This is a genomic window from Nonomuraea guangzhouensis (assembly GCF_019396345.1).
Classification (GTDB): domain Bacteria; phylum Actinomycetota; class Actinomycetes; order Streptosporangiales; family Streptosporangiaceae; genus Nonomuraea; species Nonomuraea guangzhouensis.
This window is the reverse complement of record NZ_JAHKRM010000002.1, coordinates 550978-564313: the sequence shown is the minus strand read 5'-3', so window position 1 is coordinate 564313 and position 13336 is coordinate 550978. Positions and strand designations below refer to the sequence as shown.

The 13336-nt window shown below is 70.2% G+C and carries 11 protein-coding genes; 7 read left to right on the top strand and 4 right to left on the bottom strand.

What is annotated here, in order from left to right:
• Window positions 1-80: 80 nt before the first annotated feature.
• Both KME78_RS05610 and KME78_RS05605 read right to left on the bottom strand, forming a co-directional pair.
• Window positions 81-746, bottom strand: a complete 666-nt coding sequence (locus KME78_RS05610; protein WP_219527652.1) for a GntR family transcriptional regulator — start codon at window positions 744-746, stop codon at window positions 81-83.
• A gap of 59 nt (window positions 747-805) precedes the next feature.
• Complete coding sequence (locus KME78_RS05605; RefSeq protein ID WP_219527651.1) at window positions 806-5455, bottom strand: ATP-dependent helicase; 4650 nt, start codon at window positions 5453-5455, stop codon at window positions 806-808.
• A gap of 89 nt (window positions 5456-5544) precedes the next feature.
• On the opposite strand from KME78_RS05605, the gene KME78_RS05600 reads away from it, so the two are divergent.
• Window positions 5545-6033 carry a VOC family protein gene (locus KME78_RS05600; RefSeq protein WP_219527650.1) on the top strand — a complete coding sequence of 163 codons (489 nt, stop codon included), beginning with the start codon at window positions 5545-5547 and terminating at the stop codon, window positions 6031-6033.
• Between the two features lie 238 nt (window positions 6034-6271).
• Window positions 6272-6466: a DUF3046 domain-containing protein gene (locus KME78_RS05595; RefSeq protein WP_214638510.1), complete on the top strand. Its 195-nt coding sequence runs from the start codon at window positions 6272-6274 to the stop codon at window positions 6464-6466.
• Here KME78_RS05595 and KME78_RS05590 read toward each other — a convergent pair.
• Window positions 6463-6735, bottom strand: a complete 273-nt coding sequence (locus KME78_RS05590) for a hypothetical protein (protein WP_219527649.1) — start codon at window positions 6733-6735, stop codon at window positions 6463-6465. The genes KME78_RS05595 and KME78_RS05590 overlap by 4 nt on opposite strands.
• Before the next feature lie 129 nt (window positions 6736-6864).
• Between KME78_RS05590 and KME78_RS05585 the strand changes: the two genes are divergently transcribed.
• The 3 genes from KME78_RS05585 to recA all read left to right on the top strand — a co-directional run bounded on the left by KME78_RS05585 (window position 6865) and on the right by recA (window position 9272).
• The gene (locus KME78_RS05585) at window positions 6865-7209 is read left to right on the top strand and encodes a VOC family protein (RefSeq protein WP_219527648.1); all 345 of its coding nucleotides are present in this window, start codon (window positions 6865-6867) and stop codon (window positions 7207-7209) included.
• A 131-nt stretch (window positions 7210-7340) separates the two neighbouring features.
• On the top strand, window positions 7341-7898 hold the full coding sequence (locus KME78_RS05580) for a cysteine hydrolase family protein (protein WP_219527647.1): 558 nt from the start codon (window positions 7341-7343) through the stop codon (window positions 7896-7898).
• A gap of 276 nt (window positions 7899-8174) precedes the next feature.
• Complete coding sequence (gene recA, locus KME78_RS05575) at window positions 8175-9272, top strand: recombinase RecA (RefSeq protein ID WP_219527646.1); 1098 nt, start codon at window positions 8175-8177, stop codon at window positions 9270-9272.
• Between the two features lie 548 nt (window positions 9273-9820).
• Here the strand turns inward: recA and KME78_RS63955 are convergent.
• Window positions 9821-10078, bottom strand: a complete 258-nt coding sequence (locus tag KME78_RS63955; RefSeq protein ID WP_246650400.1) for a hypothetical protein — start codon at window positions 10076-10078, stop codon at window positions 9821-9823.
• Between the two features lie 216 nt (window positions 10079-10294).
• On the opposite strand from KME78_RS63955, the gene recX reads away from it, so the two are divergent.
• Both recX and rny read left to right on the top strand, forming a co-directional pair.
• Window positions 10295-10771 carry a recombination regulator RecX gene (gene recX, locus KME78_RS63950; RefSeq protein ID WP_372454875.1) on the top strand — a complete coding sequence of 159 codons (477 nt, stop codon included), beginning with the start codon at window positions 10295-10297 and terminating at the stop codon, window positions 10769-10771.
• 642 nt (window positions 10772-11413) lie between these two features.
• Window positions 11414-13030 carry a ribonuclease Y gene (gene rny, locus KME78_RS05565; RefSeq protein WP_246650398.1) on the top strand — a complete coding sequence of 539 codons (1617 nt, stop codon included), beginning with the start codon at window positions 11414-11416 and terminating at the stop codon, window positions 13028-13030.
• The last annotated feature ends 306 nt before the right edge of the window (window positions 13031-13336 follow it).

The window sequence follows — 13336 nt, the reverse complement described above, 5'->3', positions numbered from 1 at the left end:
GAGCGAACTTTAGGAGACTGTATACAAGAACCCGGATTTCCATGGTGTTTCGTCAAGCCATGTTGTTATATGAGCGTTTTCTAAGCGTTCGGGACTTTCACCGCAGCCAGGAACGACCTCCTGGCCGCCGCGACGTGCGCGACCGCCCTGGCCTGGGCCTCGTCCTCGTCGCCCGCCGCGATGGCCTCGCACAGGCTCAGGTGCTCCGACCAGGAGTGCGGTCCGCGTACGGCGGCGGTCTGGCGGAACACCCACTGGGCCCGCAGCAGCATCGGCGCCATCATCAGGTTGAGGTAGGAATTGCCCGCCACCTCGCCCACGGCCAGGTGGAAGGCGGTGTTGAGGTCGGCCACCCGTTCCAACTGGCCGCCCTCGACGGCCTCCCTGGCCGAGTCGAGCACCTTGCGCAGCCGCGCGGCCGTCTCCGGGGTGCGTTTGCGCGCCGCCAGCCGGGCCGCCAGCCCTTCGATCGCCATCCGCACGTCGAAGAGCTCCTCGGCCTCCGCCGGCGACAGGCGCGCCACGGTGGCGCCGATCCGGGGGATGACCAGCACGAACCCCTCGGCGGCGAGGACTCGGATGGACTCGCGCACCGGGTTGCGCGACACGCCCAGCCGCGCCGCGAGCCGGTCCTCGACCAGGCGTTCACCCTGGGCGAGCTCGCCGGAGATGATGAGCCGGCGGATCTCCGCGGTCACTTGATCGCGAAGGGGGAGATGGGCGCCGCCCAGTGTCAGATCAGTCATTTGACGGCTAATCGTATACAAGTTACGGCAGTTTCCGGTGCGGTCGCCGCATCGTGCGGTCAGGCGCGCAGGCGCAGACCTCGCGGTGTCGGGTGGAACCCGGCCTCCTCCAGGGCCGCGGCCAGTGGCGACTCGCCGATCGAGGTGCCGTCCGCCCGCTCGACGGTCAGCTTGCCGAGCGCCCCATCCCGTACGGCCAGCGCCAGAGCGTCCACGGCCGGCCGCAGCCGCTCGTCGTCGGCGAACGACAGCAGCGTCTTGCCGCCTCGCTCGACGTACAGCACGAGGAAGCCGTCCACCAGCACCACCAGCGCGCCCGCCTTCCTGCCGGGCTTGTGCCCCACCTCGCCGGGATGCGCCGGCCACGGTAGCGCCGCGCCATAGGGGTTGGCCGGATCGGCGGCGGCCAGCACGACCGCCCTGCGCGCCGCGCTCCCGTCACCGCCGACCGCCCTGCGCGCCGTGCTCCCGTCACCGCCGCCCGCCCGCCCGAAGGTCTCCGCGGGATCGCTCGGGGCCGGGCTGGTCGGCGCGATGCTCGGGGCCATGGCCCGCATCCGGTCGACCGCTCCCGGCAGCGCGAACTGCGCCCCCCCGAGCCCTTCGACGAAGTAGCCCCGGCGGCACCGCCCGCTCTCCTCGTAAGCCCGCAACACCTGATAGACCGGCGTGAACCCGCCAGGCAGCCGCTCCGACGTCACCGCGCCCCGCGTCACCACCCCGTGCCGTTCGAGCAGCACCTCGGCCTGCGCCTGCGCCCGCTGGGTGGCGTCCTCGGCGGGTGCGGGAAGCCGCCACCACCGCCCGCCCACGGTGGGCGGCCCGGTCCTGCTCGGCAGCACGGCCCGCCGCCGGCGCGTGGTGGCCGGCCGATGCGCGGGACGTCCCGACCCGAGGGTGGCCCGCAACGGCGCCAGCGTGTCACCGGACACCTGGCCCGACCACACCAGGTCCCACAGCGCCGACACCAGCGCCGTGTCGTCGAGCGAGCCGAGCTGGTCGGAGATGCCACGGAAGAACAGCGCCCCGCCGCCGCCCAGCACGTCGAGCACCTGCTCGTGCAGCGGCGTCATCGTGATCGGGCCGGGCTCGGGCAGCAGCAGCGGCGCGGTGTCGGCGAAGTAGAGCGACACCCACCCGTCCCCGCCGGGCAGCGACCCCTGGCCCGCCCACATCACCTCACCCGAGGCGGTCAGCTCGTCGAGCAGCGCCGGGTGGTAGCCGGGCACCCGCGACGGCAGCACCAGCGTCTCCAGCGCCGACGCGGGCACGGCGGCCCCCTGGAGCTGCTCGACGCTGTGGATCAACGCGTCCATGGCCCGAGCCGACCCAGCCGAACCAGCCGCGCCGCGTGGCGCCTGGGCCGAGCCGGTGATGCCGTGCCAGGCCGGCATGAACAGCGCGAGCGTCTCGGGCGCGACCGGCTCGACCTCCTTGCGCAGCCGCGCCAGCGACCTGCGCCGCAACATCCGCAGCACCCCGGCGTCGCACCACTCCTCGCCCCTGCCGCCCGGCCGGAACTCCCCGCTGACCACCCGCCCGGACGCCGCCAGCCGCCGCAGGGCGTCGGTCACCACGGCCACGCCGAGCCCGAACCTGGCGGCGGCCGTGCCGGCGTGGAAGGGCCCGCGCGTACGGGCATGACGGGCCACGAGGTCGGCCAGCGGGTCGGCGACCGGCTCCAGGAACGCGTGCGGGATCCCCACCGGCAGCGGCGCGCCCAGCGCGTCGCGCAGCCGGGCCGCGTCCTCGATCGCCGCCCACTGCTCCTCGCCCGCGATCCGCACCCTGATCGCCCGGCGGGCGCGTTCGAGCTCCGTCAGCCAGGCGGGATCGCCGCCGCGTACGCTCACGTCGGGCACCAGCAGCGGCCCGTGCGAGCGCAGCAGGTCGGCCAGGTCCTCGGCGTCACGCAACGGCCGGTCGAGCCGGGCCAGCTCGCGTTCGCTGTCGGAGATGACGTCGGGGTCGAGCAACTCGCGCAGGTCGGCCTGGCCGAGCAGCTCGGCCAGCAGCGTCGTGTCGAGCGCCAGCGCCTGGGCCCGGCGTTCGGCCAGCGGCGCGTCGCCTTCGTACATGAACGCGCCGATGTAGTGGAACAGCAGTGACGCGGCGAACGGCGACGCCTGCGACGTCTCCACCTCCACCACCCGCACCCGGCGCGCGGCGATGTCACGCATCAGCCGCACCAGCCCGGGCACGTCGAACACGTCCTGGAGGCACTCGCGCATCGTCTCCAGCACGATCGGGAACGACGCGTATTGGGAGGCCACCCCCAGCAGGTGGGCGGCCCGCTGCCGCTGCTGCCAGAGCGGGCTGCGCTTGCCGGGCACGCGGCGCGGCAGCAGCAGGGCCCGGCCCGCGCACTCCCTGAACCGGGAGGCGAACATCGCCGAGCCGCCCAGCTCCTCGGTGACGATCCGCTCGATCTCCTCGGCGTCGAAGGCCGCCACGTCGGTGGGCGGCTCGGCCAGCGTGTCGGGGATCCGCAGCACGATGCCGTCGTCGGAGTGCACGGCCTGCACGTCGAGGCCGTAACGCTCGCGCAGCCGCCGGTTGATCGCCAGAGCCCACGGGGCGTGGACCCGCGCGCCGTAGGGGGAGTGGATGACCACGCGCCAGTCGCCGAGCTCGTCGTGGAAGCGTTCGACCAGGAGCGTGCGGTCGTCGGGGACGTAGCCGGTGGCCTCGCGCTGCTCATCGAGGTAGGCGCGGAGGTTGCCGGCGGCGTACGTGTCGAGTCCGGCGGCCCGCATGCGGTCGGTCGAGGTGTTTCCGGCGTGTTCGCGGAGGAACGCGCCGATCGCCTCGCCCAGCTCGGCGGGTCTTCCCGGCGTGTCGCCGTGCCAGAACGGCAACTTGCCCGGCTGGCCGGGCGCGGGGGAGACCAGCACCCGGTCGGTGGTGATGTCCTCGATCCGCCAGGAGGTCGCACCCAGCACGAACACGTCGCCGACCCGTGACTCGTAGACCATCTCCTCGTCCAGCTCGCCCACCCGCGACGCCTTCTCGCCCACCAGGAAGACGCCGAACAGCCCGCGGTCGGGGATCGTGCCGCCGTTGGTCACCGCCAGCCGCTGCGCGCCCGGACGGCCCCGCAACGTGCCCGTCACCCGGTCCCAGACGACGCGCGGCCGCAGCTCGGCGAACTCCTCGCTCGGGTAGCGGCCCGCGAGCATGTCGAGCGTGGCCTCCAGCGCGGTGCGCGGCAGCGTCGCGTAGGGGGCGGCCCGCTTGACCACGGCCTCCAGCTCGTCGACCGTCCACTCCTCCAGCGCGGTCATCGCCACGATCTGCTGGGCCAGGACGTCGAGCGGGTTACGCGGGTAGCGCAGCTCCTCGATCTGGCCGCTCTTCATGCGTTCGGCCACCACGGCGGTCTGGATCAGGTCGCCGCGGTATTTCGGGAAGATCACTCCCCTGGACACCGCGCCCACCTGGTGACCCGCCCGGCCGATGCGCTGCAGCCCGCTCGCCACGCTCGGCGGCGCCTCCACACAGGCGACCAGGTCGACCGCGCCCATGTCGATGCCCAGCTCCAGGCTGGACGTCGCGACCACGGCGGGCAGCCGGCCCGACTTGAGCGCCTCCTCGATCTGCGCCCGCTCCTCCTTGGACACCGAGCCGTGGTGCGCGCGGACGATCTCGGTGACCACGCCCTTGCTCGCCCCGGCCTGCGCCATCATCTCCGCGGGCATCCGCCGGGGCGGCTCTCCCGGCGGCGCTCCCGGAGAGGGCGTCTCCCAGATCGACAGATCGACGGCCTCGGGCCCCTGAACCCGCTCGTAGGCCAGCTCGTTGAGCCTGGTGCACAGGCGTTCGGCCAGCCGTCTGGAGTTGGCGAACACGATCGTCGACGAGTGGGCCTCGATCAGGTCGAACAGCCGGTCCTCGACGTGCGGCCAGATCGACCGGCTGGACGGCTCGGGCTCCTCGCCGTCGGCGGGCCCCGGCCCGCCCTCCATCTCGGTCATGTCCTCGACCGGGACGATCACCTCGACCTCGATGCGCTTGTCGGAGGGCGGCTGCACGACCGTCGCGGGACGGGACCCGCCCAGGAACGCCGCGACCTCACTCACCGGCCGCACCGTCGCCGACAGCCCGATCCGCTGCGCGGGCCGCTCGAGCAGGGCGTCGAGCCGCTCCAGGCTGAGCGCCAGGTGCGCGCCGCGCTTGGTGGCGGCCACCGCGTGCACCTCGTCGACGATCACCGTCTCGACGCCGCGCAACGCCTCGCGCGCCTGGCTGGTGAGCAGCAGGAACAGCGACTCCGGCGTGGTGATGAGGATGTCGGACGGCTTGGCGGCGAACCGCCTGCGGTCCTCGGCCGGGGTGTCGCCGGAGCGGATCGCCACCGAGATGTCCGGCACCGGCAGGCCCAGCCGGCGCGCGGTCTGCTTGAGCCCGGCCAGCGGGGCACGCAGGTTACGCTCCACGTCGACGGCCAGCGCCTTGAGCGGCGAGACGTACAGGACCTTGGTCCCCTTGTGGGCCTGTTTCGGATCGGCCCGGGTGGGGTCGGCGGCCAGCCGGTCGAGCGACCACAGGAAAGCCGCCAGCGTCTTGCCCGACCCGGTGGGCGCCACCACGAGCGTGTTGTCGCCGCGCGCGATGGACTCCCACGCGCCTGCCTGCGCGCTCGTGGGCGCCTCGAACGCTCCGGCGAACCACTGCCTGGTCCCGTGGGTGAAATGGTCTAGCGAGCTCACCTGCACATAGTGCCTCGCGGCACCGACAGAAAACGCATTGTGGCGGTGGTGCGCGATTGAGGCGGGGGCGCTGCGGACATAGAGCGATCGTGGGCATCGACTACGCAGCCATTGAGACCCGCCGCGAGGACATCAGGGAGCGCTATCTATTAGCGCACCGACCGTCGAGCAGCGCGCGCGGCCTGCACCACTTCGCTCTCCTGTCGTCGGACGTGGAGCGGACGGTCAAGTTCTACCAGGAGTTGCTTGAGTTCCCCTTGACGGAGATCTTCGAGAACCGGGACTACAAGGGCTCCAACCACTTCTTCTTCGACATCGGCAACGGCAACCTGCTGGCCTTCTTCGACTTCCCGGGGCTCGACCTCGGCCCTTACCAGGAGGTGCTCGGCGGGCTGCACCACATCGCGATCTCCGTCGACCCCGCCACCTGGGAACGGCTGCGCGGCAAACTGGAGATGGCCGGCGTGCCGCACCAGATCGAGAGCGGCGCCTCCATCTACTTCAAGGACCCCGACGGCGCCCGGCTGGAGCTGCTCGCCGACCATCTGGGGGAGATGTACGGCTCGCGCGTGATGTGAACTACCGTCGCGACGCTCTACGCGTCCGCGGTGTGCCCGCCCGAGGTTCCTGCTTGATGCCCGCGTGCCTTTCGGCTCGTTCGGCTTTTTCCTGTTGTACGGCTAAGCGCTGGGCTAAGCGGAGCTGGCGGCGCTTCGTCCGGTTGGCTCGGCACTTGGCGGACTTGGGAGGGGAGGACTTGGGGGTCTTTGCCATGGGGGTGTCCTACCACTCTCGCGGCGGTTCCATACTTGGGTGATGCGCCTGACCGAGTTCTGGAGAAGGATGCGTGCCCACTTCGGCGAGTCGTACGCCGACTCGTGGGCCCGCGACTACGTGATCGCCCCGCTCGACGGGCGCACGGTCGACCAGGCGCTGGCCGACGGCGAGAGCGCCAAGACCGTCTGGCGCGCGGTCTGCCAGGTCGAAAACGTCTCCTCCCGGCTCCGCTAGCTCCCCGGATCCATGCTCTCCTTCAGCGCGCGGACCGTCTGGGGCAGGTCGTCGGCGGTGCCCTGACCGCCGGGCGACCACAGGAACTCCCACCCATGACGCCCGGGGGTGGCGAAGACGAGCGTCTGCCTGCCGGTGCGGGGATACCACGCCCACAGCACCGGCTCCTCACCGCCGACCATGCGGCTCGCCAGCCCGTGACCGGGCAACAACGCGGCGAGCGCTTCCAGGTGGGCGCGTCGTTCTCCGGTGTACGTGCTGCTCGTCACGTCGCCGCCTCCAAGCCTCAGGTTCAGAGTCTCCCCAGCTCATGGGGTGTGACAACACGTACGGCGCATTGCCTATGAATGTCTGTTGTGTGTACGGCGCCGCTCGACGTGGTCGCTACCCTGGCCGTCATGCGTGCGCGCCTCAACCAGATCGTGGTGGATTGCCGGGACCCGAAGAGCCTGGTCCGCTTCTGGGCCGCCCTGCTCGGTGGCGACCCGGTGGATCGTGCCCGGGGCTGGTCTCACATCGAACTTCCCGGAGCCGTACGGCTGGCGTTCCAGCCGGTTGCCGAGGACAAGGCCGTGAAGAACCGGTTGCACCTGGACATCGAGGTCGACGCCATCCTGCCCGCCATCGCCCGGGCGCTGGGACTGGGCGCCACGCGGATCGGGGAGACGGTGACCGACGACCAAGGCTCCTTCCAGGTGATGGCCGACCCGGAAGGCAACGAGTTCTGCTTTGTCGGGGATTGAGGCGCGACGCCGCGTTCAAGGGCTCATACCCGAACCTGTCCCGCTATCGTCGTACAAGATCGACGACAACAACGTCCAGGCCACGACTGTGGAGAAAGGCCGATGGCGTACCGAACAGATAGGGAAACCTTATGACCACCACCGCGCTCATCGTCGGCGACCTGCAGGCGGGCATTGTGGACAACTACCCCTTCGCCGCCGGTGTACTTCCCGCCATGGAAAAGGTTCTCCCCGCGGCCAGAGCCTCCGGAATCCCAGTGATCTTCATCCGTTTCGGGCTCCGGGCCTCAGGCCTTGATGTGGCGGGAAACCAGTTGGTCAGCACTCTGCACGGGGCCGGGACGCTGTTCCACGAAGAATCCCCCGAGACGCTCGTGCATCCGCGCATCGAGCCGTTGCCGGGCGAGGCCGTCGTCCTCAAGCGCCGCGCCAGCGCGTTCGCGGCGACCGACCTCGATCTGCTCCTGCGCGCCCAGGGCATCGACTCCATCGTGCTGACCGGTGTCGCGACCGGGGCGATGGTCGCCGCTACGCTCTACGACGCCGCCGACCGCGACTACCGCCTGACCGTACTCAGCGACGCGTGCGCCGACGGGGAACCGGACGTGCACGACTTCCTGATCAACCGCGTCTTCCCGGCCAGGGGCGCTGAGGTCCTCACGGCCGACGAGTGGACCGCCCGCCTGTGAACAACCGCCGGCATTGAAGATCGGAGCCAGGTCCCGCGACAAGCCGGCGCACCTGACCCGCTCAGCCCTCGATGACAAGAGCTCAAGGTCCGAAGTCACGGGACACTCAAGGTTCCCTGCCGTGTACTGCGTGTTCCGTGTGTGATCGAACAGCCGTTCGGCTACCATGGAACCTGCCAGGCCACGCTCTCCCACCAACGACTCCGCAAAACTGTCGGTGGCAGGCCGTAGCTTTCACTCGACTGATCGGACCACAACCCTCCAGGGGGAGTTCCCATGGCTATCAACGACCGCGAGAAGGCCCTCGAGACCGCCCTCGCTCAGATCGAGAGGCAGTTCGGTAAGGGCTCCGTCATGCGCCTCGGCGACGACGCCCGAGCCCCCATCGAGGTGATCCCCACGGGTTCGATCTCCCTGGACGTCGCGCTGGGCATCGGAGGGTTGCCGCGGGGCAGGATCGTCGAGGTCTACGGCCCGGAGTCCTCGGGTAAGACCACGATCGCCCTGCACGCGGTGGCCAATGCCCAGCGCGCGGGCGGCATCGCCGCGTTCATCGACGCCGAGCACGCCCTCGACCCCGAATACGCCAAGAAGCTCGGCGTCGACACCGACGCCCTGCTCGTCTCCCAGCCCGACACGGGTGAGCAGGCGCTCGAGATCGCCGACATGCTGATCAGGTCGGGCGCCGTCGACATCATCGTCATCGACTCGGTGGCCGCGCTGGTTCCCAAGGCGGAGATCGAGGGCGAGATGGGCGACAGCCACGTCGGCCTCCAGGCCCGCCTGATGTCCCAGGCCCTGCGCAAGGTCGCCGGCGCGCTCAGCAACACCGGCACCACCGCCATCTTCATCAACCAGCTCCGCGAGAAGATCGGCGTCATGTTCGGCTCGCCCGAGACCACGACCGGTGGCAAGGCGCTCAAGTTCTACGCCTCGGTCCGCCTCGACATCCGCCGCATCGAGACGCTCAAGGACGGCACGGAGGCGGTCGGCAACCGCACGAGAGTCAAGGTCGTCAAGAACAAGATGGCCCCGCCCTTCCGGGTCGCCGACTTCGACATCCTCTACGGCGTGGGCGTCTCCCGCGAGGGCGGCCTCATCGACATGGGCGTCGAGCACGGCTTCGTCCGCAAGTCCGGCGCCTGGTACACCTACGAGGGCGACCAGCTCGGCCAGGGCAAGGAAAATGCCCGCAACTTCCTGAAGAACCACCCCGACATGGCCAACGAGATCGAGAAGAAGATCAAGGACAAGCTCGGCGTCGGTCCCCGCCTCGACGCTCCCGCCGAGGCACCCGCGGCACCCCCCGCCCCGGCCGCCGCTCCCTCGGGCCGCGGCGCCAAGGCCGCCACGCCGAAGCCCGGTGACGTCTGATCGGTCGCCGCATGAGTGACACGGACCCGCCGCAGGCGCCCCACTCCCACGACTGGGGCGCCTGGCCCGACCTCCCCACCCCACCTCCGAGCCGCCGCCGCAAACGCCGCACCTCCAGCGACAACCCCCCACCGCTGCCCCCGACCTCGGACACCTGGCCGTCCCACCCCTCGGACAGCCCAGCCTGGGGCGGCCAGCCATCCGACCAGGCCCGGCCCAGCCGGAACCGGTCCAGCCAGGACCGGTCCAGCCAGGACCGTTCAGGTCGGGAACGGGCCGGCCGTGAACGGTCTGGTGGCGCGTCGTCGGGGGGCTGGCCGTCACTCAGCGAGTGGCGCGAGCGTCCCCGCCCACCAACCGACCCACCACCCTCTGAGCCGGCCCCTGAGGCACGCCCCGACTCGTCTCCCGAGCCGAGCCCTGAGCTGGGCGGTGGGCAGTCCGACGAGCGCCTCTCAACCACGTCCCAGGAAACCGCCTGGCCGCCTGCCCAAGACGCCTCACCGTCCACTGAAGGCAGTCTGTCTCCGCGAGGTGACGTGCCATTCTCAGGCGATCCGTCGTACGGGCTGGGCACCGAAAGCGGTCAGCCTGAGGACGGCCCCCGTCTGGGCGGTCAGCCTGGGGGCAGTTCCTATCACGGCGGTCAATCCCAGGCCGGCTCGCACTCCGGCGGCCTGTCCGGGGACGGTCAGTCCAATGACGGCCCCCGCCTGGGGGGTCAGCCTGCGGACACTCTCTTCCCGGAGGGTCAGTTCGAGGCGGGTTCCTACTTCGGTGGCCAGCCCGAGGACGGGCCCTTCCAAGGCGGTCACCCTGGCGACGCGCCCTACTCCGACGGATCATCCGGAGCTGGTTCCTACCAGGGCGGTCGGCGTGGGGAAAAGCGGTCCGGTAGAGGGCGTCGGTCAGGTGGGAAAGGGGCGCGTTCGGCGGGGTCTCGGGGGCGTGGCGGGTGGCTTCCCGATGGGCCCGATGAGGAGTCGGCCGCCGGTGCCACTCCCCACGCCGACCCCGAGTCGGTGGCTCGGGCCATCTGTCTTCGCCTGCTCACGATGGCCCCCAAGACGCGAGCCCAGCTAGCCGAGGCGCTGCGTAAGCGTGACGTGCCGGACGAAGCCGCGGAGACGGTCCTCGACCGCTTCTCCGAGCTGGGCCTCATCAACGACGAGGCGTTCGCCGAAGCGTGGGTCGACTCCCGCCACCACGGTCGCGGGCTGGCCAAGCGCGCCCTGGCCGCGGAGCTTCGCCACCGGGGTGTCGACTCCGAGACCGTCAACGAGGCCGTGGACCGCCTCGACCCCGACCAGGAGGCCGAAACGGCGCGGCGCCTCGTGGAACGCAAGCTGTCCTCCACCCGCGGCCTCGATCCCCAGGTCCGCACTCGCCGCCTTGCCGGAATGCTGGCCAGAAAGGGGTACGCCCCTGGGCTGGCCTTCCGCGTCATCCGCGAGGCCCTGGAGACGGAAGGTGTCGAAATAGAGGACGACTTCTCCTGACCACGCACAGCGGGCCCGCCGTCGGGTCGCTTTTGGTCTGTGTCCGGCCCCCGCCGCCCGGTCGCTCCGGGTCTATGCCGGGCCCATCGCCGGGGCACGTCGTTCTGTGTCTGGTCCGCTATCGGATCATTCCCCGGTCTGCGTCTGGCCCGCCGCCGGGTCGCTCGGGGTCTGTGTTCGGTCCGTCACCGGGTCACGTCGTTCTGCGTTCGGTCCGTCGCCAAGTCACTTTCGGTCTGTGTCCGGTTCGCCGTTGGGTCAATGCCTGCGCGCGTCCATAGGTGTGTGCAGAGGGGTATTTCGGGTCAGAAGCTGGAAATCTGACTGAATGGCAAGATGCAAGCCCGTAAGACACGCTTGATGACTCGTTTGCTTGCTCGTGACTTGTTCGACGCATAACCTCGACGGCAGTGAGGAGTTACTCCGCGCAGTGCGGATTGCCATACCGGTGATTGACGGACGAACGAGCTCGAAGGATCGAGGCAGGCGAGGTGTCGGCTATGCCAGTCGACGCCCGGTCAGTCTTGGTTGGATATCGGTCGTGGTGAAGGTGCCGTTTGGGCGATCAGCGCCGCGCATGTGACCCCTCCCGTTTTGAGGGCGCGTTACGAGTCTTGACGACGCGAGGAGGGCGGGGAGCACATGGGGCCGCTTGTCGTGGTGCTGTCGGTGGCGGTGCTCCTGCTGGCGTTCGGGATGATCGCCGCGTTGCTCATCGTCGTCCGTCGCACGTCAGGCAGCGGTTCGCGAGTGCTCAAACCGAGCCCCGAGCAGTTGCAGGCCGTACACGAGGAGATCGAACAGGCTCGTGAAGAGGCCGGGGAGATCCGGGACAAGGCCGAGTCCGACGCGGAGGAGATCCTGCGCAGGTCGGCGGCCGCCGCTGAGAGTGCGGCGCAGTTGCGGCGCGAGGTCGAGGAAGAGGGCCGGATACTCAAGGCGGAGCTCAAGGAGCTCCGGGCCGATCTCGAACGCCGGGAAGGACGGCTGGCCGAGCGCGAGCAGCGGCTCGACGAGGAGGCCAGGCGGCAGGCCGAGCGCGATCGCAAGCTGACCGAGACCGAGGTCGAGCTGGCCGACAGGCGGGCGGAGTTGCTGCAGGTCGAGGATGAGCGGCGGGTGATTCTCGAGCGCGTCGCCGGGCTCACCGGCGAGCAGGCCAAGGGCGAGCTGGTACGCGAGATCGAGAACCAGGCCAAGCGCGAGGCCGCCCTGATCATCAGGGAGATCGAGGGCGACGCCCGCAAGGAGGGCGAGAAGCGCGCTACCAAGATCGTGACGCTGGCGGTGCAGCGGATGGCGGCGGAGCAGACGGCCGAGTCCGTGGTCAGCGTGCTGCACCTGCCCGGTGACGAGATGAAGGGCCGGATCATCGGCCGTGAAGGGCGCAACATCCGGGCGTTCGAGTCGACGACCGGCGTGAACCTGATCATCGATGACACCCCGGAAGCGGTGCTGCTGTCGTGTTTTGACCCGGTGCGCCGGGAAACTGCCCGGCTCACGCTGGAGAAGCTGGTGCTCGACGGCCGCATCCACCCGCAGCGCATCGAGGAGGCACACGAGCGCAGCCGCGCGGAGGTGCAGGACCTGTGCGCGCGGGCGGGCGAGGACGCGCTGGTCGAGCTGGGCATCACGGACATGCACCCCGAGCTGACGCTGCTGCTCGGCCAGCTCCGATACCGCACCTCCTACGGCCAGAACGTCCTCAAACACCTCATCGAGTCCGCGCACATCGCCGGCATCATGGCCGCCGAGCTCAAGATGGACCAGCCGCTGATGAAGCGCTGCGCCCTGCTGCACGACATCGGCAAGGCGCTGACGCACGAGGTCGAGGGCAGTCACGCGCTGATCGGCGCGGAGATCGCCCGCAGATACGGCGAGCAGGAGGACGTGGTGCACGCCATCGAGGCGCACCACAACGAGGTCGAGGTCCGCACGGTCGAGGCCGTGCTCACGCAGGCGGCCGACGCGATCAGCGGCAGCCGTCCGGGGGCGCGACGGGAGTCGCTGGAGGCGTACGTCAAGCGGCTGGAGCGGCTGGAGGAGATCGCGCAGTCGTATGAGGGGGTGGAGAAGGTGTTCGCCATGCAGGCGGGGCGGGAGATCCGGGTCATGGTGAAGCCTGACGCCATCGACGACATCCAGGCGCAGGTGATCGCGCGGGATGTGGCGAAGCAGGTCGAGGAGGAGCTGACCTATCCGGGGCAGATCCGCATCACTGTTGTTCGGGAGTCCCGCGCGACCGAGTTCGCCCGCTGACGGTCGAGGTCACCAGCCTCACGATCATTTTTCTGTACGGCTGAGCACGGTGGGCGCCACCCGCCGTATGAGGCTGGGGTCTGTCCAGGGGCAGGGGTCGGTCGTCGACCTGCTTCTTTCTTGTTTTACGGCCAGCATGGGCCAGCCCCACCCGCCACACGGGGCCGGGGTCTCTCCAGGGGCACACTCCTCCGGTTTACCGGGCTGGGCGCCGTGACGTGCGTCTTCTTGGCCCCGGTCCGTGGATTGTGCTGGCGGCGGGCAAAAAGGGCGGTGTGGCCGGGGCGGGAGGGAGGTTCCGCCCCA